General features: G+C 73.5%; 23 protein-coding genes. 12 read left to right on the top strand and 11 right to left on the bottom strand.

The window, feature by feature from the left end:
• The first annotated feature begins 18 nt into the window (after window positions 1-18).
• Window positions 19-2,397: a glycoside hydrolase family 3 N-terminal domain-containing protein gene (locus ACF1AG_RS15355; RefSeq protein WP_391809854.1), complete on the top strand. Its 2,379-nt coding sequence runs from the start codon at window positions 19-21 to the stop codon at window positions 2,395-2,397.
• A 131-nt stretch (window positions 2,398-2,528) separates the two neighbouring features.
• Here ACF1AG_RS15355 and ACF1AG_RS15350 read toward each other — a convergent pair whose 3' ends face one another.
• Window positions 2,529-3,716 carry a fumarylacetoacetate hydrolase family protein gene (locus ACF1AG_RS15350; protein WP_359606304.1) on the bottom strand — a complete coding sequence of 396 codons (1,188 nt, stop codon included), beginning with the start codon at window positions 3,714-3,716 and terminating at the stop codon, window positions 2,529-2,531.
• A 39-nt stretch (window positions 3,717-3,755) separates the two neighbouring features.
• A complete protein-coding gene (locus ACF1AG_RS15345; RefSeq protein ID WP_359606302.1) occupies window positions 3,756-5,492 on the bottom strand; it encodes an IlvD/Edd family dehydratase in 1,737 nt (578 codons plus the stop codon).
• A gap of 102 nt (window positions 5,493-5,594) precedes the next feature.
• Here ACF1AG_RS15345 and ACF1AG_RS15340 point away from each other — a divergent pair, with 102 nt between their 5' ends.
• Window positions 5,595-6,377, top strand: a complete 783-nt coding sequence (locus tag ACF1AG_RS15340; protein ID WP_359606300.1) for an FCD domain-containing protein — start codon at window positions 5,595-5,597, stop codon at window positions 6,375-6,377.
• A gap of 298 nt (window positions 6,378-6,675) precedes the next feature.
• Here the strand turns inward: ACF1AG_RS15340 and ACF1AG_RS15335 are convergent, their stop codons facing one another.
• The 4 genes from ACF1AG_RS15335 to ACF1AG_RS15320 all read right to left on the bottom strand — a co-directional run bounded on the left by ACF1AG_RS15335 (window position 6,676) and on the right by ACF1AG_RS15320 (window position 10,901).
• The gene (locus tag ACF1AG_RS15335) at window positions 6,676-8,361 is read right to left on the bottom strand and encodes a BCCT family transporter (protein ID WP_359746831.1); all 1,686 of its coding nucleotides are present in this window, start codon (window positions 8,359-8,361) and stop codon (window positions 6,676-6,678) included.
• Between the two features lie 152 nt (window positions 8,362-8,513).
• Entirely contained in the window at window positions 8,514-9,152 is a 639-nt protein-coding gene (locus ACF1AG_RS15330; RefSeq protein WP_359746833.1) for an HD domain-containing protein, read from the bottom strand.
• A gap of 138 nt (window positions 9,153-9,290) precedes the next feature.
• A complete protein-coding gene (locus ACF1AG_RS15325; protein ID WP_359603614.1) occupies window positions 9,291-10,262 on the bottom strand; it encodes a DJ-1/PfpI family protein in 972 nt (323 codons plus the stop codon).
• 90 nt (window positions 10,263-10,352) lie between these two features.
• Window positions 10,353-10,901 (bottom strand): ester cyclase, encoded by a 549-nt coding sequence (locus ACF1AG_RS15320; protein ID WP_391809853.1) that lies wholly within the window; start codon window positions 10,899-10,901, stop codon window positions 10,353-10,355.
• A 118-nt stretch (window positions 10,902-11,019) separates the two neighbouring features.
• Between ACF1AG_RS15320 and ACF1AG_RS15315 the strand changes: the two genes are divergently transcribed.
• Window positions 11,020-11,631, top strand: a complete 612-nt coding sequence (locus tag ACF1AG_RS15315; RefSeq protein ID WP_387796364.1) for a TetR/AcrR family transcriptional regulator — start codon at window positions 11,020-11,022, stop codon at window positions 11,629-11,631.
• A 96-nt stretch (window positions 11,632-11,727) separates the two neighbouring features.
• Here the strand turns inward: ACF1AG_RS15315 and ACF1AG_RS15310 are convergent, their stop codons facing one another.
• Window positions 11,728-12,558: an alpha/beta hydrolase gene (locus ACF1AG_RS15310; protein ID WP_359603620.1), complete on the bottom strand. Its 831-nt coding sequence runs from the start codon at window positions 12,556-12,558 to the stop codon at window positions 11,728-11,730.
• A 237-nt stretch (window positions 12,559-12,795) separates the two neighbouring features.
• On the opposite strand from ACF1AG_RS15310, the gene ACF1AG_RS15305 reads away from it, so the two are divergent.
• On the top strand, window positions 12,796-13,401 hold the full coding sequence (locus ACF1AG_RS15305) for a DUF998 domain-containing protein (RefSeq protein WP_391809852.1): 606 nt from the start codon (window positions 12,796-12,798) through the stop codon (window positions 13,399-13,401).
• 62 nt (window positions 13,402-13,463) lie between these two features.
• On the opposite strand, the gene ACF1AG_RS15300 is transcribed toward ACF1AG_RS15305, so the two are convergent.
• Both ACF1AG_RS15300 and ACF1AG_RS15295 read right to left on the bottom strand, forming a co-directional pair.
• Window positions 13,464-13,856: a hypothetical protein gene (locus ACF1AG_RS15300; RefSeq protein WP_391809851.1), complete on the bottom strand. Its 393-nt coding sequence runs from the start codon at window positions 13,854-13,856 to the stop codon at window positions 13,464-13,466.
• Window positions 13,857-13,876: 20 nt separating this feature from the next.
• A complete protein-coding gene (locus ACF1AG_RS15295) occupies window positions 13,877-14,737 on the bottom strand; it encodes a helix-turn-helix transcriptional regulator (protein ID WP_391809850.1) in 861 nt (286 codons plus the stop codon).
• 182 nt (window positions 14,738-14,919) lie between these two features.
• Between ACF1AG_RS15295 and ACF1AG_RS15290 the strand changes: the two genes are divergently transcribed.
• Entirely contained in the window at window positions 14,920-15,915 is a 996-nt protein-coding gene (locus ACF1AG_RS15290) for an aldo/keto reductase (protein ID WP_359603628.1), read from the top strand.
• Between the two features lie 28 nt (window positions 15,916-15,943).
• Here ACF1AG_RS15290 and ACF1AG_RS15285 read toward each other — a convergent pair whose 3' ends face one another.
• Complete coding sequence (locus ACF1AG_RS15285) at window positions 15,944-16,159, bottom strand: hypothetical protein (protein WP_190003299.1); 216 nt, start codon at window positions 16,157-16,159, stop codon at window positions 15,944-15,946.
• Window positions 16,160-16,395: 236 nt separating this feature from the next.
• Between ACF1AG_RS15285 and ACF1AG_RS15280 the strand changes: the two genes are divergently transcribed.
• From ACF1AG_RS15280 to ACF1AG_RS15250, 7 genes are all read left to right on the top strand, one after another.
• Window positions 16,396-17,592 carry an FAD-dependent oxidoreductase gene (locus ACF1AG_RS15280; RefSeq protein ID WP_391809849.1) on the top strand — a complete coding sequence of 399 codons (1,197 nt, stop codon included), beginning with the start codon at window positions 16,396-16,398 and terminating at the stop codon, window positions 17,590-17,592.
• Between the two features lie 63 nt (window positions 17,593-17,655).
• Window positions 17,656-17,892 carry a hypothetical protein gene (locus ACF1AG_RS15275; RefSeq protein ID WP_359603632.1) on the top strand — a complete coding sequence of 79 codons (237 nt, stop codon included), beginning with the start codon at window positions 17,656-17,658 and terminating at the stop codon, window positions 17,890-17,892.
• Window positions 17,893-17,923: 31 nt separating this feature from the next.
• Entirely contained in the window at window positions 17,924-18,445 is a 522-nt protein-coding gene (locus ACF1AG_RS15270; RefSeq protein WP_391809848.1) for an NUDIX hydrolase, read from the top strand.
• Between the two features lie 100 nt (window positions 18,446-18,545).
• The gene (locus ACF1AG_RS15265; protein ID WP_391809847.1) at window positions 18,546-19,460 is read left to right on the top strand and encodes a DMT family transporter; all 915 of its coding nucleotides are present in this window, start codon (window positions 18,546-18,548) and stop codon (window positions 19,458-19,460) included.
• Between the two features lie 134 nt (window positions 19,461-19,594).
• Complete coding sequence (locus ACF1AG_RS15260) at window positions 19,595-20,125, top strand: hypothetical protein (protein WP_359603638.1); 531 nt, start codon at window positions 19,595-19,597, stop codon at window positions 20,123-20,125.
• Window positions 20,122-20,793 carry a hypothetical protein gene (locus tag ACF1AG_RS15255; RefSeq protein ID WP_391809846.1) on the top strand — a complete coding sequence of 224 codons (672 nt, stop codon included), beginning with the start codon at window positions 20,122-20,124 and terminating at the stop codon, window positions 20,791-20,793. Before ACF1AG_RS15260 ends, ACF1AG_RS15255 begins: the two co-directional genes overlap by 4 nt.
• Window positions 20,790-21,812, top strand: coding sequence for a P1 family peptidase (locus ACF1AG_RS15250; protein WP_359603642.1), 1,023 nt, complete (start codon window positions 20,790-20,792; stop codon window positions 21,810-21,812). Before ACF1AG_RS15255 ends, ACF1AG_RS15250 begins: the two co-directional genes overlap by 4 nt.
• On the opposite strand, the gene ACF1AG_RS15245 is transcribed toward ACF1AG_RS15250, so the two are convergent.
• The gene (locus tag ACF1AG_RS15245; protein WP_391809845.1) at window positions 21,809-22,771 is read right to left on the bottom strand and encodes a class I SAM-dependent methyltransferase; all 963 of its coding nucleotides are present in this window, start codon (window positions 22,769-22,771) and stop codon (window positions 21,809-21,811) included. The two genes, ACF1AG_RS15250 and ACF1AG_RS15245, sit on opposite strands and share 4 nt — an antisense overlap.
• Window positions 22,772-22,779 lie beyond the last annotated feature (8 nt).

Below are 22,779 nucleotides of genomic sequence, written 5' to 3'. Positions count from 1 at the left end.
GGCGGGCGGAGGAGGAAAGTGAACGCCGACGTGGCCGCGGAGAACCCCTCCGCCCTCTCTCTCTGGAACGACCCGACCGCTCCCGTCGACGCACGCGTCGACGCGCTGATCGCCGCCATGACCCTCGAGGAGAAGATCGCCCAGTTGTTCGGGGTGTGGGTGGGCGCCGCCGCCGACGGCGGCGAAGTCGCCCCGCACCAGCACGACATGGAGGAGGCCGTCGACCTCGAAGCGCTCCTCCCCACGGGACTGGGGCAGCTGACCCGCCCCTTCGGCACCATCCCCGTCGACCCCGCGCTGGGCGCGCTGTCCCTGGCGCGCACCCAGGCGCGCATCGCCGCATCCAACCGCTTCCGCATCCCCGCCCTCGCGCACGACGAGTGCCTCGCCGGCTTCGCCGCCTGGGGCGCCACCGCCTACCCCGTCCCGCTGTCCTGGGGCGCCGCGTTCGATCCCGACCTGGTGCGGCGCATGGCCGCCGCGATCGGCCGTGACATGCGGTCCGTCGGCGTCCACCAGGGTCTCGCGCCCGTGCTGGACGTGGTGCGCGACGCCCGCTGGGGCCGCGTCGAGGAGACCATCGGCGAGGACCCGTACCTCGTCGGCACCATCGGCACCGCCTACGTCCAGGGCCTGGAGTCAGCCGGGATCGTCGCCACCCTCAAGCACTTCGCCGGGTACTCCGCCTCCCGCGCCGGACGCAATCTCGCGCCCGCGTCCATGGGGCCGCGGGAGCGCGCCGACGTGCTGCTGCCGCCGTTCGAGATGGCGATCCGCGAGGGCGGCGCCCGGTCGGTGATGAACGCCTACACCGACACCGACGGCGTTCCCTCGGCGGCGGACGCGAGCCTGCTCACCGGACTGCTCCGGGACACGTGGGGCTTCGACGGCACCGTCGTCGCCGACTACTTCGCCATCGCCTTCCTGAAGACCCTGCACGGTGTCGCGGCCGACTGGGCTGACGCCGCCGGCACCGCGCTCCACGCCGGCATCGACGTCGAACTGCCCAACGTCAAGACGTACGGCGCCCCGCTCACCGAGGCCGTCGCCGATGGCCGCGTCCCCGGGGAACTGGTCGACCGTGCCCTGCGCCGGGTCCTCGGCCAGAAGGTCGCGCTCGGCCTGCTCGACCCGGACTGGGACCCCGTACCGGCGGCACTCGACGGAACCGGCCCTGACGACCCGGAGGCCCTGCGCGGCCGAGTCGACCTGGACAGCCCCGAGAACCGCGCCCTGGCGCGCACGCTCGCCGAGGAAGCGGTCGTACTGCTCGCCAACGACGGCACCCTGCCGCTCGACCGGCCCCGCCGCATCGCCCTGGTCGGCCCCAACGCCGACGAACCCACCGCCGTCCTGGGCTGCTACTCCTTCCCCTTGCACATCGGCGTCCGCCACCCCGGCACCCCCCACGGCATCGGCCTGCCCACCCTGCGCGAGACCCTCACCGCGGAGTTCCCCGACGCCGAGATCACGTACGTCCGCGGCACCGGCGTCGACGACGGGGACCTCTCCGGCCTGGACGAGGCGGTACGGGTGGCCCGCGAGGCCGACATCACCCTCGTGGCGCTGGGCGACCGGGCCGGCCTCTTCGGACGTGGCACCAGCGGCGAGGGCTGCGACGCGGCGACACTGGACCTGCCCGGCGCGCAGCAGCACCTCCTCGACGCGCTGCTCGACGCCGGGACGCCCGTGGTGACCGTGCTGCTGGCCGGACGGCCCTACGCGCTCGGGCGCGCGGTGACGGAGTCGGCGGCGATCGTGCAGTCGTTCTTCCCGGGCGAGGAGGGGACGCACGCGATCGCCGGGGTGCTCAGCGGCAGGGTCAACCCCTCCGGACGCCTCCCGGTCGGCGTGCCCCGCACACCGGGCTCCCAGCCGGGCACCTACCTCGGAGCGCCGCTCGCCCACGCCAACGACGCGTCCAGCGTGGACCCGACCCCCGCGTTCCCCTTCGGCCACGGTCTGTCGTACACGCACTTCGACTGGAGCGACCTCACCGTGGACGCGGACGAAGCCCCGACGGACGGCGAGTTCACGCTCGCCTTCACCGTCCGCAACACGGGGGACCGCGCCGGCACGGAGGTCGTCCAGCTGTACCTGCACGACCCGGTCGCCTCCGTGGTGCAGCCGGTGCAGCGACTCATCGGCTACACCCGGGTCACCCTGGACGCGGGGGAGACCCGACGACTGACGGTCACGGTCCCGGCCGACCTCGCGTCGTTCACGGGCCGCGACGGCCGCCGCGTGGTGGAACCGGGCGTGCTGGCACTGAGGCTGGCGTCCTCCAGCGCCGACCCGCGCCTGACGACCGAGGTGGTGCTGACCGGCGCGGCGTGCCACGTGGACCACACGCGACGCCTGCACGCCACGTTCGTGCAGAAGCCGGCCACCACATGAGCCGCGGGGTGCGCGGCACACGAGGGGGCCGCGCACCCCGTGTGGCATCCACTTCGCGATGCTCGAACGAGCCGCCAGTGCGGCCGCACCGACCGGTGCCGGGCCGACGGAGCGTTGACATCTCCCGCCGGCTACAGCAGACCCCGCCGAGCCAGGCTCCGCATCAGTTCCCTCACCCCGGAAGTCCACGGCGGTGCCTCTTCGCTCGGGACCACCGTGTTGACCAGGGCGCCCAGTCGAGGGCTGGAGATGTGGACCATGTCGCCGTACTCGTGGGTGAAGCCCTCTCCCGGGGCCTTGCGGTCCTCGGTGGGCGCGAACAGCGTGCCCGTGAACAGGGCGAAGCCGTCCGGGTACCGGTGGTGGGCGCCGTACGTCGCGGACACCAGCTCCAGCACGTCGCGGCTGATCTCCCGCAGGGAGCTGCTGCCCCGCAGCACGTAGCCGTCCCGGCCCTCGACGCGTAGACCGATGTCGAGGTCGCGCACCGCGTCGATGCCGAAATCGTCGTCGAGCAGGCGGACGAACGGGCCGATCGCGCAGGACGCGTTGTTGTCCTTGGCGCGGGACAGCAGCAGGGCGCTTCGGCCCTCCACGTCACGGAGGTTGACGTCGTTGCCGAGCGTCGCGCCGCGTACCCGGCCGCGGGAGTCCACCACCAGGACCGCCTCCGGTTCGGGGTTGTTCCACACGGAGGCGCGGAGCACGCCGATGTCCGCGCCCGTACCGACCGCCGACAGCACCGGCGCCTTGGTGAACACCTCCGGGTCCGGCCCGATGCCGACCTCCAGGTACTGCGACCACAAGCCCTCGGCGAGCAACAGCTCTTTGACCTTGGCCGCCTCCGGTGAGCCGGGCCGGATGCCGTCGAGCCTGCCGCCCACCAACCGCACCACACGCTCCCGCACCCGCGCGGCCTGCGCCGGGTCCCCGCCCGTGCGTTCCTCGATGACGCGTTCCAGCAGACTCCGCGCGAAGGTGACACCCGCGGCCTTGATGACCTGGAGGTCCACGGGGGCGAGCAGATGGGGCACGTCCCCGTGACCGGGCGCGGCGCCCAGCAGGTCGCCCAGGCGCCAGGTGCGGCCGCCCTCCGCCTCGCGGACCACCTCCGCGGCGTCGTCCCGTTCCAGCAGGTCGGAGACGGTGGGCGCGACGGCCGTCAGGTCGACCACCTGCTCGCCCCGCACCGCGGCCACACACGGTCCGCCCGCCTCCGGGTCGTGGACGCGCGCGACGAGGGCGGCCCGGCCGGCGTCCTCCGGCAGGACGGTGCCGGCGGTGAGGACCGGACGGGTGTGCGCTGCTGCCGATTCCACGGTCGATTCTCTCCTCAGGACAGACAGAGGGGCCCGTATTCAGTGGGAGTCCCGGGGGACCTCGTGGCCCCGCCCGCCGCGCAGGAAACCGAAGTCGGCGCCCCGGTCGGCCTGTTCGACGTGCTGGGTGTAGAGCCAGGTGTAGCCACTCACGTAGCGCTCGGCGGGCGGTGTCCACTCCTGCCTCCGCCGCGCGAGTTCGGCGTCGTCGACGTCCAGGCGCAGGGTGCGGCCTGGGACGTCGAGGACGACGGGGTCACCGTCGCGCACCAGGGCGAGCGGCCCTCCCACGGCGGCCTCGGGAGTCACGTGCAGCACGACCGTCCCGTAGCCCGTGCCGCTCATCCGGCCGTCGCAGACCCGCACCATGTCGGTGATCCCGGCCTTCAACAGCTTCGCCGGCAATGGCACGTTGGAGACCTCGGGCATGCCCGGGTAGCCCTTGGGCCCGGCGTTGCGGATGACGATGACGGTGTTCTCGTCGACGTCCAGACCGGGGTCGTCGGCGACCGCGTGGTACGCCTCGGGAGAGTCGAAGACGCGAGCCGGCCCACGGTGGGTGAGCAGGTGCGGCGACGCCGCCGACTGCTTGATGACCGCACCGTCCGGGCACAGGTTGCCGCGCAGGACGGCGATGCCCGTACCGGCCGGCTGGAAGGGGGCGTCGAGCGGGGTGATCACGTCGGAGTCGACGCGTTCGGCCGGCGCGGTGTTCTCGGCGACCGTGCGTCCGGTGACCGTGACGGGGTCGCCGTGCAGCAGATCGCCGCCGAGCAGTTCGGCCATCACGGCCGGCAGCCCGCCCGCGTAACAGAAGTCCTCCATCAGGTACTTGCCACTCGGCATGAGGTTCACCAGCGTCGGCACCTCACGGACCAGCCGGTCGAAGTCGTCCAGGCCGAGCTCGACGCCCACGCGTCCGGCGAGAGCGGTGAGATGGATGACGGCGTTGGTGGAGCCGCCGATGGCCGCGTTGACCCGGATCGCGTTCTCGAACGCCTCGCGCGTGAGGATCCGCGAGGGGCGCAGCTCCTCCTCCACCATGTCGACGATGCGCCGCCCCGCGGCCTGCCCCGTCTCCATCCGCCGCGAGTCGACCGCCGGCCAGGCCGCCGAACCCGGCAGCTGCATACCGAGCGCCTCGGCCACGCACGCCATCGTCGAGGCGGTCCCCATCGTCATGCAGTGACCGTTGGAGCGCGCCATGCACCCCTCGGCGAAGAAGCACTCCTCCTCGGTCATCCGCCCGGTCTTCAGGTCCTCCTCGAATTTCCAGACATGCGTCCCCGAACCCACGTCCTGGCCGCGGTACTTGCCGTTGAGCATCGGCCCGCCGGTCACCATCACCGCGGGCAGGTCGACGCTCGCGGCGCCCATGAGCATGGCGGGTGTCGTCTTGTCGCAGCCGGACAGCAGCACCACTCCGTCGAGCGGGTTGGCCCGGATCAGCTCCTCGACCTCCATCGCCATCAGGTTGCGGTAGAGCATGGCCGTCGGGCGCATCAGCGTCTCGCCGGTCGCCATGGTCGGGAACTGCAGCGGCAGGCCGCCCGCCTGCCACACCCCGCGCTTCACGGCCTCCGCGACACGCGTCAAGTGCGCGTTGCACGGCGCCAGTTCGGACGCGCTGGTCGCGATGCCGATGACCGGCCGTCCGTCGAACACCTCGTGCCCGAAGCCCTGGTTGCGCATCCACGAGCGGTACAGCATCCCGCTGCGTCCCTGTGCGCCGAACCAGGCCTGACTGCGGCGGTTCGAGTTCCGACGGTCGGTCATGTGCACACTCCCGTGACTCCGGCGTCGTCCGCTGCGCGGATGGGGCGTGGTCGAGGCGCGGACCCCGCTACCCTGGACCTCAATCATTAAATGATTCGATGAATGGCGTCCAGGGGGTGGGCGGAGATCGACACGAACTTCCCGACCATGCAGCAGCGCGTGGCCGACGAACTCGGCCGGCGCATCGTGGCCGGCGTGTGGCGGCCGGGGAACCCGCTGCCGGTGGAGGACGTCCTCGCGTCGGAGACCGGCGTCAGCCGCGGGGTGCTGCGGGAGGCGGTCAAGTCGCTGGTGGCCAAGGGCATGCTGCGTGTACGGCCACGCACCGGCACGCGCGTACTGGCCCCGGACCACTGGAACCACCTGGACCCGGACGTCCTGCGCTGGAAGCAGGCCGGGGACGCGGCGGCCCTGCTGCGGGACACGGGCGAACTGAGGCGCATCGTCGAGCCCGAGGCGGCACGCCTCGCCGCCGAACGGGCCGGCCCCGACGACGTACGCGCGCTCAACGACGCGCTGGCCGCGATGGAGGCCGCGGCGGCGTCACCAGCGCGCGGCGGTTACGTCGAGGCCGACATCGCGTTCCACCGGGCACTGCTGGACGCCGGCGGCAACCGGCTGCTCGGCTCCCTGGGACGCGCCGTGGAGATCGCGTTGCAGCACAGCTTCGACATCAGCACGCAGACCCCGGGCGCGGCGGAGGCGTCACTGCCGGGTCACCGCGCCGTCGTCCTGGCCGTCGAGGCCCGGGACCCGGACGCGGCGGCGGCGGCCGTGCTGGGGATCATCGAGGCGGCCCAGCAGGAGATCGCCCGGTCGCCGGGGAAGCCGGGGAGGCCGGGGGAGTCACGGAAGCGGGGCGAGCCGGACGGTCACCCCGCCTGACGGGCAGGGCCGGCGGCGCGCACAGTGAGGGATCGGCGCCGCTCCATCCGGAGCTTCCCGCACCCGCCACCTCCGCCGGCAGACCCCACCGGGCCCGGTCACCGGCCCCGACCGAGCCGCCGCGCCGGCCCCGACCGAGCCGCCGGGCCGGCCCCGACCGAGCCGCCGGGCCGGCCCCGACCGAGCGGCCGGGCCGGCCCCGACCGAGCGGCCGGGCCGGCCCCGACCGAGCGGCCGCGCCGGGCCGCGCCCGAGGGCCCGGGCCGGGCCGCGCCGGGCCCGAGGGCCCGCTCCGGACTCACGTCTCGTCGGTGTCCGCCTTGGACTTCGCGGCCCGCCGCAGCCGGTGATGGCGCGTCCGGTCCCGCTCCGCCACGACGTCCCCCACCATCGTCCGCACGACGTCCCGCAGCCCGTGGAGGGCCGGGTGACGGAGCGGACCCGCCGACGGGTCCTGCCCCAGCTCCCTCAGCAGGGCCCAGCACAACAGCATCATGACCACCACGAACGGCAGCGCGACCAGGATCGTCGCCGTCTGCAACGAGTCCAGACCGCCCACGATCAGCAGCACGGCCGCCACCGCGGCCATCAGCACGCCCCATGTCACCACCAGCCACGACGGCGGATGCAGCGCGCCGCGACTGGTCAGCGACCCCATCACCAGGGACGCCGAGTCGGCGCTGGTGATGAAGTACGTCATGACGAGGACCATCGCGACGAACGACGTGACCGTGCCGATCGGCAGCGCGTCCAGCATCCCGAACAGCGCCGCCTCGGCGCCCTTGTCCACGGAGCTCGCCAGGTCCGCCTCCCCGGTCGACTGGAGCCGGATCGCGGAACCGCCCATCACGCAGAACCAGATGACGGTCGCCCCGCTCGGCACCAGCAGCACCCCGATGAGAAACTCACGGATGGTCCGGCCGTGCGAGATGCGGGCGATGAACGTCCCCACGAACGGCGCCCACGACAGCCACCAGGCCCAGTAGAAGATCGTCCAGGTGCCCAGCCACGCCTGGTCGGAGAAGGCGCCGGTGCGGGTCGCCATGGGCAGCAGGTTCTGGAGGTAGCCGCCGACGGACGCCGGGACGGTGTCGAGCACGTAGACGGTCGGGCCGACCACGAAGACGAACACCGTCAGCGCCGCCACCAGCACGATGTTCAGCGTCGACAGCCACTTGATGCCGCGGTGCAGCCCGGAGAAGGCGGACGCGACGAACGCCGCCGACAGCGCCGCGATGATGATCAGCTCCAGGGACCGGGTGGCGTCCACCCCGAACGTGAGGTCGAGCCCTTCGGCCACCTGGAGCGCGCCCAGGCCGAGACTGGTCGCCGTGCCGAACACCGTGGCGAACACGGCGAGCAGATCGATCACCTTGCCCTGCCACCCCTCGGCCCGCCGGGCCCCGATGAGCGGCACGAACGCGGCACTGAGCCGGTTGCCGCGCCCCTTGCGGAACACCGCGTACGCCAGGGCGAGGCCCACGATGCCGTAGATGGCCCAGGGGGTGAGCGTCCAGTGGAAGAAGGAGTACTCCAGCGCCGTGCGCGCCGCGGGACCTGTACCGGCCCGCACACCGGCGGCCGGGGGCGGCTCGAGGAAGTGGGTGAGCGGCTCCCCGACGCCGTAGAACATCAGGCCGATGCCCATACCGGCGCTGAACATCATCGCGATCCACGCGAGATTGCCGAACTCCGGCTCCGAGTCGTCCTCGCCCAGCCTGATCCGCCCGAAGCGGCCGAACGCGATCAGGAGACACAGCACCAGGAACACGTCGGCGGCGACCACGAACAGCCACCCGAAGTTGTCCAGCACCCACGCCAGGCCCGAGGAGGAGGCGCTGCCGAAGGAGTCCTCACCCAGCCAGGCCCAGAGCACCACACCCGCGACGGCGGCCATCCCGACGACGACGAGAACCCGGTCGGGCGCCTCGGTCTCCGAAGGCGCGGGCGCGGACTGCGGCGGTTCGCTCGGCTCGCTGCTCATGGCGCCCCACTATGCTCCGCGCCCGGCCCGCCCCGGCGTACGGCACGCCGGGCCCACCGGACGCGTACCCGCAGGTCACCGCATACGGTGACCTGCCGCCCGCCCGCCCGCCCGCCCGGACCGGGGTCCGGGCGAAGCGACTCACGGCCCGGCTACTCGGGCCACGCCGAGTTCTGGATGACGTCCACGAAGTCGACCCGGCGGAACCCCGGCACGAAGTGTTCCAGGACGTCCGCGTTGACCGTGCCGAAGGTGGTGTCCGGCCGGTGCCTGAAGCCGTCGGTGAACGCCTGGAGGATCTGGCGCTTGAAGTCCGGCCGCGGATGCGCGGCGGTGACCTCGTCGATCTGGGCACGGGTGATGCCGTCCAGGTGCAGGCCCAGTACGTCCGTCTCCACGCCCGCCGTCGTCGCCGCGACCTCGGCGGCCATCTTGTACGGCACCTCCGGGGTGGTGTGCAGGGCGACGGCCGTCCACACGGTGTTCGCGTCGCCCTCGGACAGCCCGTGGCCCAGCAGGAACGCCCGGGCCTGGTCGGCGCCGTCCATCTCGAACCGCTGGTCGTCGGAGCGGTACGGCTCCACCAGCCCGGTGTCGTGGAACAAGGCGGCCACGTAGAGCAGTTCGGGGTCGGGCTGGAGCCCGCGCGCGGTGGCCTGGAGGCTGCCGAACAGGAACACCCGGCGGGAGTGGTGGTAGATCAGCGGCGGGGTGGTGTCGCGGATCAGCTCGGTGGCCTCCCGCGCCAGGGTGCTGTCCGGGATCGTGACACCGGCGATCTTCTCGGTCATGACGGCCTCCAAGGGGTTCGGGGTGACCGGAACACCTCCACCATGCGACGACGGACCCGTCCGCTGCCGCTCAGGGACGGCCGACAACCCCTCGGAAACGGACACCGGGCCCGCGCCGGACACCGGAAGCAGGGGCGCTCAGGGCGCGTCCGCCCGCGTCGAGGCGAACCGCTGCCGGTACCGGGTGGGGGACATCCCCAGATGGCGTGCGAAGGCCCGCCGCAGACTCTCGTAGCTGGGGAACCCCGAACGGGCCGCCGCCTCGGTCGCGTTGTGCCCCGCGTCCAGCAGGGCCTTCGCCATGTCGAAGCGGATCAGCTCCACGTACTTCATCGGCGTGGTGTCCAGCTCCGCGCGGAACAGCCGGGTCAGATGGCGCGGGCTCACCCGGACGCGTGCCGCGAGGGACTCCGCCGTGTGGTCGCCCGTCGGGTCCGCCTGCACCGCGTCCTGCACGAGCCGCAGCACGGGTGTTTGCGGGGCGGGCCCCTGCAGCGACGCGGAAAACTGCGACTGACCGCCCGCGCGCTGCATGTACACCACCAGGGAGCGGGCGACACCGCGCGCCAGATCGGGCCCGTGGTCGTCCTCCACCAGGGCCAGCGCCAGGTCGATGCCCGCGGTCACCCCGGCCGAGGTGTACGTGCCGCCGTCGTTGACGAAGATCGCGTCGGGTTCCACACGGGCCGCCGGGTGGCGGCGGGCCAGCAGTGCGGTGTGCTGCCAGTGCGTCGTGGCCCGCCTGCCGTCGAGGAGACCGGCCGCGCCGAGCACGAACGCGCCCGTGCAGATCGACGCGACCCGCCCCGCCCGTGCGGCCAGCCCGGCTGCGGCGGTGCTGAGCGCGGGGTCGACGGGGGAGGCGGGCAGCGCGTCACCGCCGACCACCAGGAAGGTGTCGAACGCGGGTGCGTCCAGCGCGTCCGCGTCGGCCGGCACCGGCACGCCGATCGACGACCGCGCCGGTTTCCCGCCGACCGAGACGATGGTCAGCCGGTAGGCGGCGCCGAACCGGTTCGCCTCGCTGAACACCTCGGCGGGGCCGGACAGGTCCAGCATCTTCATCCCGTCGAAGACCAGCACCCCGACGCGATGCTCCCGCCGCTCCATCCGCCCTCACCCCGTACTCCGCTCACGGCTGCCCGCATCCCGGACAGCCTGGTCACCGGCATTCTCCTCCCGTCCGCGGGCCGCGCGCCGTCACACGGACGAGGCCGCCTCCGCGGCGCGCCGCGTGACCTCCTCGGCCGCCCGGGCGGCCTGGCCGCCCACCTTCCACGCGGTCATCCGCAACGCCACCGAGGGGGAGGGCGGGAACACGCCCAGCTGCTGCAGCATCGTCACGTCGTCCCGCACCGCCTCGTGCCTCACGACCTTGCCCTCACGCAGATCGAGCACGTGGATCTGCTCGCAGTCGATCTCCCGGCCGGTGGGCGGCACCGCCTGGTCCAGCCGCCCGTCGCGGTACCGCACGAACGGACCGGTGTGCCGTCCCTGCATCCGCAGCCGTACCCACACGCGGTCACCGTCCTCCGCCATGGCGTCGATCGGGAGGCGCAGGTCCTCGTAGGCGCTGCGCAGCCAGGCCGAGGAGGCGAGGACGCCGGCCGGCCCGCTGAGCGAGCATGCGGCCGGGGCGACCGCCGCCTCGCGGTTGGCGAAGCGGTCGTGCACCACGTCCGCGGCCAGCGCCGGGTCGCCGGTCTCCAGAACGCGGAAGAGACCCTGCGCCAGCTCTCTTGGTGTCATGCCCATCGTTCACGCCTTCCCGTAGGGGTTCGGTGCGGTTGCACTATTGAGGTTACTGTGAGCCTAATGAATACCCTAAACGCCTCTCGAAATGGGAGACGCGGCTAGAGTGAGCCCCATGGCAACCAAGCGCGCCTATGCCTCTCCGCTGCGTCAGCAGGCGGCGGCCCGCACCCGCGAGCAGATCCTCATGTGCGCGGCCGAGCTGTTCGCCGGACGCGGCTACGGGCGGGTGACCGTGGCGGACATCGCCGCCGCGGCCGGCGTCTCCCCGAAGACGGTCTTCGCGAGCGTCGGCAGCAAGAGCGACATCCTCGACCGGATCGTCGACGAGGGCGTGACGGCGTCGGGCCACGAGGAGGCCGTGGCGCGTCTGCTCGCCCTGACCGACCCGCGGGAGCTGCTACGGGGACTCGCCGCGGCCACCCGCCAAGGCAACGAGGGGCAGTTCCTCGTCCATGAGGCCATCCGCAAGGCGCTCCCGGCGCACGAACAGGCCGAGGAGCTGTGGGAACGCGCCACCGGGGAGTACCGCAAGGCGCTACGCGACGTCGCCGCCCACCTGGACGCGCTCACGGCGCGTCAGGAAGCGTCAGGAGAGGAGACGGCCGACCTGCTGTGGTACTGGTTCGGCCCCTCCGGCTGGCGCACCCTGGTCGTCGAGACCGGCTGGTCGTGGGAGCGCGCAGAACGGTTCCTGTCCGGTACGGCGATCGCCACGCTCTGCTGACGGCCGGGCGTCCCCGCGACCCGGGGGCCCGACGGCACAGCGGCCCCGCTCCGGCTCCCGTGAGGGGCCGGAGCGGGGCCGACCGGCCGCCGCCCGCTACGACTTGAGCCACTCCAGGATGTACGGGTTGAGTTCGTCGGGGTGCACCGACAACATGCCGTGCGGGTAGCCCTCGTAGGTTTTCAGCGTGCCGTTCTTGAGCAGCTTCACCGACAGCGGGGCCGCGTCGTCGTACGGCACGATCTGGTCGTCCGTGCCGTGCATGACCAGCACCGGCACCTCGATCTTCTTCAGGTCCTCGGTGAAGTCGGTCTCCGAGAAGGCCTTGATGCACTCGTAGTGGGCGTTCGCCGCGCCCGTCATCCCCTGCCGCCACCAGTTGTCGATCAGCCCCTGGGACACCTCGGCGCCCGGCCTGTTGAAGCCGTAGAACGGGCCCGAGGCGATCTCGATGTAGAGCTGGGCGCGGTTGGCGGCGAGCTGGGTGCGGAAGCCGTCGAAGACCTCGATCGGCGTGCCGCCCGGGTTGCTGTCGGACTTGATCATGACGGGCGGCACCGCGCTCACGAGCGCCGCTTTCGCCACACGGCCCGGCTTGGCGCGCGCCACGTACCGCGCCACCTCGCCGCCGCCGGTCGAGTGTCCGATGTGCACGGCGTCGCGCAGGTCGAGCGCGTCGGTCAGCGCCGCGACGTCGGCCGCGTACGTGTCCATCTCGTGCCCGTCGGCCGTCTGGTCGGAGCGTCCGTGGCCACGCCGGTCGTGGGCGATCACCCGGTAGCCCTGCTGCAGGAAGAACAGCATCTGGGCGTCCCAGTCGTCGGCGCTGAGTGGCCAGCCGTGATGGAAGACGAGGGGCTGTCCGTCTCGCGGACCCCAGTCCTTGTAGAAGATGGCCGTCCCGTCAGAAGTCGTCACCGTGCCCATGATTGGTCCTCCGCATGCTGGGGCTGAGGCGGCCGGGCCGATGCGCGACCGCCGGCGTGCCGATGGGGCGCGCGGGCGGATTCCGGCCGGCCGGAGGGACTGCGGCCGCAGCTCGGAACCACGGCCGGATGCACGGCAATCACCTTACGCCGAAGAGGCGAACTGCTCATCTTGGGAAGTTTCGGACAGGTTCGATTTAGATCGTTAAGGGAGGGTTCATCCGCTTATGGTGGTCCAATGCTGCTTGTTCCCAGGTGGGTTCTGTTCTCGTCGGGGTGCGCGCCGGTGCTGTTGATCGCGGGCTGGGCGATCTCGGCGGCGCTGGAGGGGGCGGGTTACGACCCGGCGACACAGACGATCAGCGTTCTCGCGGCTTACGGCGCCTCGGGCTCCTGGGTGATGACCGGGGCGTTCCTCGCGCTGGGCGTCTGCCATCTGCTCACGGCATGGGGACTGCGGGCCGCCGCGGCGGCCGGGCGCGTGGCGCTGGCCGGCGGGGGAGTGGCCGCGCTGGCCGTGGCGATGGTCCCCGCCCCGAGCAGTGGCGGCTCACTGGGGCACGGCTCGGTGGCCGCCGTCGGGTTCACGCTGCTCGCGCTGTGGCCCGTCCTCGCCGCGACGGCCGGCCGTGGCACGCCGTGGGCGCTGCGGCCTCTGCCGTCCTTCGCGGCGACCACCGTGATGGTCGCCGGCGCGGTGTGGTTCCTCGTCGAGATGCACCGCCCCGGCATGGCGGGCGTCGCGGAACGGGTGGTGACCGCCGTGCAGTCGCTGTGGCCGTTCGTCGTGGTGCTGTCGTGCCTACGGCACCACGCGCGACGGCGCGCGGAACCGTCCATGTGACCTGGACGGACGCGGGACCGTGCCCGTGATCCGATCACGCGCCCCACCGCCGAGCGACCGCATCAGAGGAACCTGGAGCTGCCCACCGGCCCGGTCGACCGCACCGCGTCCCGGTCGCCCCGCAGCCAGGCGTCACGCACGGCCGTGACGAACGCGGCCACCCCCTCGACCGGATCGGCCGGTGTCCGCCCGTCCCCCTCGTCCGGTTCGGGATCGGCGGCCACGACCGAGGCGGCGATCTCCTCCTCCGGACGCGGGTCGGGACCGCTCTGCTCCACCCCGCCGTCGGCGCCCTGCCGCAGCCCGCCCGCCCACGGGGCGACGGCCGACTGGTGGAGGAGCGTCACGCTGTCCGCCGCGACCGGCGGAGGATTCGTCCAGCAGCCGGCGTGCTCGTGCAGCACCTGCGCCGGCACCCGCTCCCTCAGCTGCTCCAGCGCGGCCGCACCGCTCACCACTTCACACGCGCCCGACGTCACCGCCCGTCGTGGTCCGCCGCCCCCGCAGGGAACTCCTCGCTGCCGAGCACCCGCAGGAGATGCATCCGCTCGCGGGTCCCGTCGTCCGCCGGGGTGAGCACCAGCAGCTCCTGCCCCTGGTCAGGGGTGACCAGCGTCTCGCAGTCAAGGAGAAGCCGGCCGACCCGCGGATGCAGCAGTGTCTTGCGGTCCGCGCGGCGGACCGCGACCTCGTGCTCCGCCCAGAGCGCCCGGAACTCGGGGCTGGCGGCCTGCAGCCGCTCGACCAGTCCGGCCACCACCGGGTCACCCGCCCGGCGCCCGGCGGCCGCGCGCAGGTCGGCGACCAGCCTGCGGCTGCTGAGGTCACGGTCCTCCGGCGGGCAGACGGCGCGGACCTCCGGCTCGGTGAACCAGCGGTGGATCATGTAGCGGCGGTCGCCGCGGAAACGGGTGAGGTCCGACATCAGCAGCAGGGACGCCCGGTTCTGCGCCAGCATCTCGCCGAGGTCGGACATCACCGCGGCCGGGGTGTCGCCGAGCAGGCCGAGCATGCGCACCAGCCCCGCACGGGCCAGCCGTGCCGTCCCGTCCGCGGGTGGGGGCCGGTGACCGGCCAGATGGAACAGGTGGTCGCGCTCGTCGTCGGACAGCCGCAGCGCTCGGGCCAGCGCGACCAGCAACTGCGCCGAGGGCTGACTGCTGCGGCCCTGCTCCAGGCGGACCACGTAGTCCACCGACATCCCGGCGAGCATCGCGACCTCCTCCCGGCGCAGTCCGCGTGTGCGGCGCCGGGGGCCGTCGGCGATGCCCACCTCGGCCGGGCGGATCGCCTGACGGCGGCGGCGCAGGAAGTCGGCGAGCTGTTCTCGTTCCACGCCTCCATGGTCCCGCGCGGCGGGACGCCCATCCAGGGAGCGGCGCTCCCATGACGAACGCTCCGCTCCCGTCCGTCCCGGCGCCGTAACAGAGTGAACACGTGAAGACAGTCCTTCAAGACTCGGTGAAGGACGCCCTTGCCGTTCCACGGCAAGGCGACAGGACGACAAGGGAGCACATGATGCGGACACGCACACTGGGCAGCACCGGACCGCGGGTTTCCGCGCTCGGCCTGGGCGCGATGAGCATGTCGGGGTCGTACGGCGAGGCCGACCGCACCGAGAGCATCGCGACCGTGCACGCCGCGCTGGACGCCGGAGTCACCCTCGTCGACACCGGCGACTTCTACGGCATGGGCCACAACGAGCTGCTGCTCGCGGAGGCGCTGCGCGGCAGGGACCGGGACAGCTATGTGCTGAGCGTGAAGTTCGGGATGCTGAGCGGTCCCACCCCGACGTTCGGCGGGGTCGACGGCCGCCCGGCCGCGGTGAAGAACTTCCTCGCCCACTCGCTGACCCGCCTCGGCACCGGCCACATCGACATCTACCGGCCGGCCCGGCGTGACCCCGACGTGCCGATCGAGGAGACCGTCGGCGCGGTCAAGGAACTGATCGAGGCCGGGTACGTGCGCCACCTCGGCCTCTCCGAGGTCGACGCGGAGACCGTGCGGCGGGCGCACGCCGTGCATCCCGTCGCCGACCTGCAGATCGAGTACTCGCTGATCTCCCGGGCCGTCGAGGCGGAGGTCCTGCCCACCCTGCGCGAGCTGGGCATCGGTCTGACCGCGTACGGCGTCCTCGCCCGCGGGCTGATCTCGGGGCACTGGTCGCCGGACCGCGCCGGCCGGCCGGGTGACCACCGTGCGGCCGGCCCTCGCTTCACCGCCGGGAACGTGGAGCACAACCTCGCCCTCGTCGAGGCGCTGCGCGGGGTGGCCGAGGCGAAGGGATGCACCGTCGCCCAGCTGGTCATCGCGTGGGTGGCGGCGCAGGGTGACGACATCGTGCCGCTCGTCGGCGCCCGTACGCGCGAGCGGCTGGCGGAGGCGCTGCCGGCGCTCGACGTGGAGCTCACCGCGGACGACCTGGCGGACATCGAGAAGGCGGTGCCGCCGGGGTCGGCACGAGGGGACCGCTACCCGGCGGCCTTCATGCCGACGCTGGGCGTGGGGAACTGACCGGCAGCCACTGGGCGGGCGCCGGGTCTCACCCCGTCTCCAGGCCGAGGACGCGGCGGGCCGCCTCGGCCTCCGCGGCCGGCGGGGAGAGTTCGTCCAGGGTGTCCAGTTCCGTGTCGTCCGCCAGCTCACGCTCCCAGGCGTCGGCGAGCCGCTGCTGCTCCTCGTGGGGTTTCGCGCTGACGGCCTCCCGGTGCTCCGGGTCCAGGGCCGTGAGGAAACGCTCGACCGAGTCCATGGACATGCCGTACTCCTTGTTCGCTCCGGAAGGCGCCGCACGGCCCAGGATGGCCAGCGCCCTCGGGGTACGGGTGCCCGACACGGCCCGCGGCCACCCTGATGGCCCCGCACGGACGGGACCCGCACTTGCCGCGTCTATCGAATTTCGATAGCTTCCCATCGCCATTCGATCGGTGCGGAGTGCTGTGCGGTGTCTTCGGCATCGCACACCCTGCCCGCGTCCCGAGCCCTGGAGTGCCCATGCCCTCAGCCGCCCCCGCCCCCGCGCCCGCCGCCCGTCCCGGGTCCCAAAGCGCGATCCGTACCGACGTGCTGGTCGTCGGGGCCGGACTGGCCGGGCTGCACGTCGCCACGCGGCTCGCCCGGCAAGGACACGACGTCCTCCTCGTGGACCGGCGCACCACCCTGGCCGGAGCGATCCGCACCACCGGGATCTTCGTGCGGAAGACGCTCGACGACTTCCCGCTGCCCGAACGCCACCTCGGCCCGCCCATCCGGCGCATGCTGCTCTATCCGCCCAGCCTGAGCGGCCCTGTGGCCCTGGTCAGCGACCGGGACGAGTTCCGCGTCGGCGACATGGCGGGGCTGTACGAGACCTCCGCCGCGGTCGCCGTGGAGGCGGGCGTACGGCTCGCGCTGGGCACCCGCTACGCCGGCCGGCACGAGGGGACGTACCACCTGACCGGCCGCGAGGGCCCGTTCCGCGTCCGTGCCCGGTACGTCGTCGGAGCGGACGGCGCCCGGTCGAGCGTCGCCCGCGACCTCGGTCTCGACCGCAACCGGCATCTGCTGGTCGGCGCCGAAGAGGTCTTCCCGGTGGCCCCGAACGGCGAACCGCCCACCTTCCACTGCGTCCTCGACCCCCGGGTGGCCCCCGGATACCTCGCGTGGGCGGTCAACGACGGGGAGCACGCCCACGTCGGCGTCGCCGGGTACGCCGACCGCTTCCCCGACGGTCTGCGCCGCGCCATGGAACGCTTCAGCGCCCACGCACCCGGCCTGGAGGGCGTGCGACGCCCCGACACGGTGGAGCGGCGCGGCGGTCCGATACCCGTCGGCGGGGTGCTGCGCCGTATCGGCTGCGCGGACGGACTGCTCGTCGGGGACGCGGCCGGCGCGGTCTCCCCGCTCACCGCCGGCGGCCTCGACCCGTGCCTGCGCCTGTCCGACCTGGCCGCCCAGGTCCTCGACGACGCCTTGCGCACCGGCGCTCCGCACGCCCTGACCCACTACAGCGGCGCCTCCCTCCGCTCCCGCTTCCGCGGCCGGCTGGCGCTGCGCAACGGACTCGCCCACATCCGGACGCCCGCCGCGACCACCGCGGCGTTCACTCTCCTGCGCACGCCGCCCGGCCGCGCCGCGGCGGCCCGCATCCTCTTCGGTGACCGCTCCTTCCCAGGCCGGCCGGTCCCCGGGCCGAGCCCGGTGAGCGGCTGACCCCGTCGCGGCGACGGGCCCGCGCCGCATGCGCGCCCCTGCCGCCCCGTGCACGCTGGACCCATGGCGAGCGACCAGCAGACCGTCGTGATCTACCCGCCCGCCGGCGACGGCGGCCGCCGGGTCCGCGCGGGCCCGCACTTCCTGGGCATGGCCTACACGCTCCTGGACGTCGTGGAATTCCTGCGGCTGGCCGGACTGGAGGAGGCCGACGACGACTGGCTGCGGCAGTCCCCGCTCGTCGAATGGCGCGGCGGCGGCCCGGACACCTGGACGGCGGCCCGCGGCCTGCACGACTGACAGGGCGGTACCCCTCGGGCACCATGTGATCATGACGGAACTGGTCGAACGGGTGGACGACGAGGATCGGGTGATCGGCGTCGTCGGCAGGAGCGAGGCGATCCGCAGGCGGTGGCTGCACCGCGTCGCGACGGTCGTCTGCCGGGACACGCGGGGCAGGATCCTCGTGCACCGGCGGCCGCACGAGGACGTCCGCTTCCCGGGCGGCGTCAACTTCATGCTCGGGGGAGCGGCGGAGCCCGGCGAGACCTACGAGGAGGCCGCCGCCCGGGAGCTGACGGAGGAGCTGGGCGTACGGGCCCGGCCCCGCTTCGTCCTCAAGTTCCGGTGCGCGGGGGCGATCAGCCCGTACTGGCTCGGGCTTCACGAGGCCGTGGTGACCGGGCCGTACGCCCCCGACCCGGACGAGATCGCCTGGCACGACTGGCTGACGGAGTCCCAGCTCGCCGCACTGGTACGGGACGAGGCGTTCGTCCCCGACGCCCGGGAGGCGTACCACCGCTGGACCGCCCGGCGCCACGAGGCGGCCGACCCGGAAGGGCCCGCCGGGTGACACGGGACGGGCCGCCCCCGCTCCCGCGTTCGCGCGCCGCCCCGGCGGCGGTCACCATGACAGGGACAGGGGGCGGACCGAATCGTCGTGGAGGGTGGACATGCTGCTGCCGGTCCTGTTCGCGATGGGCGCCGCGCTCAGCAACGCGCTCGCGACCGTGCTCCAGCGCAAGGCCGCCCTGACGGTGCCCAAGTCGGCGGGCCTGCGCGTCGGACTGATCGCCGACCTGCTGCGCCGCCCCGTGTGGCTGGTCGGCATCGCGGCCGTGATCACGGCCGGAGTCTGCCAGGCCGTGGCGCTCGCGACCGGCCCGATCACCGTCGTCCAGCCCTTGTTCGTCCTCGAACTGCCCCTCGCCCTCGTCATCGCCGCGGTGCTGCTCCACGGGCGGCTGTCCCGCGCCGGCTGGCTGGCCGTGGGCGCCGTGGTGGTGGGCCTCGGCGTGGTCCTGTTCGCGGCCTCGCCCGCCGGGAACCGCACACAGGTGCCGATGACCCACTGGATCCCGGCCGTCGTCGTGTGCGTCGCCGCCGTCGCCGCCCTCGTGGTCGCCGCACTCCGTCGCCCGGAGGGCCGCGGCCGGGCCGCCTGCTTCGGGCTCGCCGCGGCCATCTCGTACGCCATGACGGCCGCGCTGATGAAGACATCGATGCACACCCTCGACGACGGGGGCATCACCGCCTTCTTCACCACCTGGCAGACCTACGGCTTCGCGCTGTTCGGGGTGTGCGCACTGTTCTTCCTCGAGAACGCGATGCAGTCGGGGCCGCTGGTCGCCTCCCAGCCGGCCCTGACGCTCGGGGACGCGTGCGTGAGCCTGGCGCTGGGGCTCACGGTCTACGCGGAGTACATACGGACGGGCTGGTGGCTCGTCCCGCAGCTCCTGGGCGCGGCGTTGATCGCGGCCGGCGTGCTGGCGCTGTCACGCCTGCCCCTGGCGCGGTCGCTGGCCACTGAGGAGAAGGAGCAGCCGGGGGAGGGCACGGCGGCGGACGCGGGGACGACCGCGCCCTGAGACCGCCCGCGTGACCGCCGTTCGTTATCATCACCGGCGACGCCGAGGCCGGTCAGCAGTGCCGCCGTCCCGACCCGGACGGCGAGACGCGCCGCGCGACGCACGGCGAGCAGCGACGCGGGGGAGACACCAGGGTGAAGGACGCGCAGGCGGTCGGACCGCCGCTCGGCGATGCGACCGTACCTGGCGAGCCGCAGGCGGACCTCACGCGGGTCCTGGCCACCGAGTCCCAGGACCTGAACGGCACCCAGACGCACATCACGCCCACGACGTACGCGACGGGCGGGGCACAGGCCGTGCCGGCGGTGGTCGAGAAGGCCGTGGACGCGTGCGGGGACGGCTTCACCGCCAAGGGGAGCAACGGCAGCACCGTCCACGACGCGGCCACGGCGGAGGACGTCGCCCCGGCCGGCGAGGAGACCGTCGGCTTCACGGCCACGACGTCGTACCGGGGTGTGTCGCACACCGTCCACGCCCAGGCCGTCCGCGCGGGTGACGCCGACCCCGTCTACTTCGCCGCCGACGGCATGGCGATGGTCAACGGCCGCACGGGCGACGCGAAGCTGCCGCCCGCTGCGGTGAAGGCGCGGTCGGCGAAGCTGGGTCGAGCGCGTGACAACCGCCTTCACAGCCCCGCCCACCGAACCCGGGGAGCCCTGACATGACGCGCAGATCGAAGCAGAGCGGGACGGCGGACCGGCTCGGCGTCCGGGCCGAGGCGGGTGAGTGGTGCTGGATCGGGGAGATCCCGCAGCCTCCGGCAGACGTCCTCGACGCGGCGGGCGATCCTCGGACACGGCCGGCCCGGCGACCCCCGCTGGCCCTGGCGGGAACCGTCCTCGGCGCCCCGTTCCTCCCGATCCTCTGGCTGCTGATGCTGCTGGCCCGGGCGGAGGAGGCGGTGGAACGTGCCCTCGACACGAAGGAGGAGAAAGTGCGGCACCGGGCCAGGAAGGAGGACGGGAAACGCAGGGACGCGGCGGTGGAACAGCGTGGTCTTGACAACGTCTTCGACGGCGACTGGAAAGGCGCCGCAGGCCAGTTCCTCCTGCGCTGGTACAGCCACTCGACCCACCACGAGAGGCTGGTGTTCGCCGGCCAGGACGGCATCGTGTTCGCGTCCCCGCCCAGGCGCGTCAGCATGGGACGCGACAAGCGCGCCCAGGTCGTCGCGCGGCTGTCCCCCGAGGAGGCCGCGCTGGAAGACCCCTTCGGCGGCGAGTTCGAGACCCGGATCATGCTGATCCGCTTCCGCGACGGCTCCTGGCTGCGGGTGGACACGGAGGAAGCCCGCAGCGAACTCCACATGTACGCCCTGCGGGAGCCGGCATGAGCCCTCCTGCCCGCCCCCGCCCCCACCCCCGCCCCCGCGCCCGTGACCTCGGCATCGTCGTCGGGCCCACGCCCACCGGGCCCCTCAACGCCCTCACCGACGTGCCGGGGGTCCACGTCGGGCACGCCACCGTCCGGACTCGCCCCGACGTGCACAGCGGGGTGACCGCCGTCGTGCCGGACGGTGTGCGGCCGGGGGCGCCGGTTCCTGCCGGTGTGTTCGTGGGGAACGGGTACGGGAAGCTGATCGGCTCCACCCAGCTCGCCGAACTCGGCGAGCTGGAGACCCCCGTGCTGCTCACCTCCACGCTGTCCGCGTTCCGGGTCGCCGACGCACTGGTCGGGTGGGTGCTCGAACAGCCGGGCTGCGAGAACGTGTTGAGTCTCAATCCCGTCGTGGGGGAGTGCAACGACGGGTATCTGTCCGACATCCGGAGCCGGCCCGTGCGTGAGGAGCATGTGCGGGCCGCGCTCGACGGAGCGTCCGCGGGCCCCGTGCCCGAGGGGTGTGTCGGGGCCGGGACCGGCACCGTCGCCCTCGGATTCAAGGCCGGCATCGGGACCTCCTCCCGTACACCGGAAGCGGCCGGCCGCAGCTTCACCGTCGGCGCCCTCGTGCAGGCCAACTTCGGCGGCACCCTGCGCGTCCTCGGGCACACCCTCGACGGCGGCGGGCCGGCCTCCGAGACGGGGTCCTGCATGATCGTCGTCGCGACGGACGCCCCGCTGGACGCCAGGCAGCTCACCCGCGTGGCCCGCCGGGCCGTGTTCGCCCTCGCCCGGACGGGCGCGGCCTACAGCCACGGCAGCGGCGACTACGCCGTGGCCTTCACCACCACCCGGCCCGGCGCCGCGCCCCCGCTCGCCGACGCCGGCCTGAGCCCTCTGTTCGAGGCGGTCCTCGACGCCGTGGAGGAGGCCGTCCTGAACTCCCTCCTCGCCGCCACCACGACCACCGGCCACGCCGGCCGCACCGTCCCCGCCCTCCCCGCCGACCGACTACTGGCAGACAGGACCTAGTCCTCCCGCCGCCCCCAGACCATCGCCATCCCCGGGCCCACCTCCGCCAGCATCGGCGACTCGAGGTACGCCAGTGCCGCGTCCACCACCCGCGCGTCCACCAGGCCGGTCCCCTCCAGCTCCGGACGCATCCGCCGCAACGTGTCCGACCAGAAGTGGGCCGCCGGGCCGCCCGGCAGCAGGGGCGGGCAGACCACCTCCGCGCCGATGCCGCGCAGGCCCTCGTCGCGGAGGTAACGCGGGTACGCGGGCACCTCGGTGATGTCGGTGCCGATCGTCGCCCACAGCGCCGCCCACATGGCGTCCATGGTGCGCCGGTAGGCGGAGGAGCGGTCGAGGGTGTCGGGCAGTTCGACCGCGTCGCCGAGCACCAGCACGCCGCCCGGACGGAGCAGGCCCGCCAGCCGGTGGACGAGTCTCCGGCGCCCCGGCAGGTGCATCAGCACGAACCGGGCGTGCACCAGGTCGAACCGGCCCGGGTCCAGGTCCTCGTCGGTGACGTCCGCGGTGAGCACCCGCAGTCCCGGCAGCTCCCAGGCGGTCAGGGCGTGGGTGTCGCGGTCGAGGGCGACGACCTCCGCCACCCCGGCCTCCTCCAGGAGCCACCGAGCGACGGTGCCCGTGCCCGCCCCGACCTCCAGGCACCGCATGCCCGGACCCACGCCCAGCTCGCCCAGCCGCCGGGTGGTGACGGGGTCGTACACCAGCGCGGCGGCGTCGATGCGCTCCGACTCGTGCGGGTCCTCGGGCGGGAAGAGCTCCCGCCCGTACCGCCCGCCACCCGCGCCGGGAGGTACGTCACCGCGACCCGGAGGCGGCCCGCCGCCCTCACCCGGGCCGCTGCCCTCACCCGGGCCGCTGCCCTCACCCGGGCCGCTGCCCTCACCCGGGCCGCTGCCCTCACCCGGGCCGCCGCCCGAGGCCGCCCCGCCGTCCGAGGGCCCCGCCGGATCCGTCACCCGCGCGC

The sequence above is a fragment of the Streptomyces sp. NPDC014764 genome, assembly GCF_043082785.1.
Lineage (GTDB): Bacteria > Actinomycetota > Actinomycetes > Streptomycetales > Streptomycetaceae > Streptomyces > Streptomyces althioticus.
This window is presented reverse-complemented; position numbering and strand designations above follow the sequence as displayed.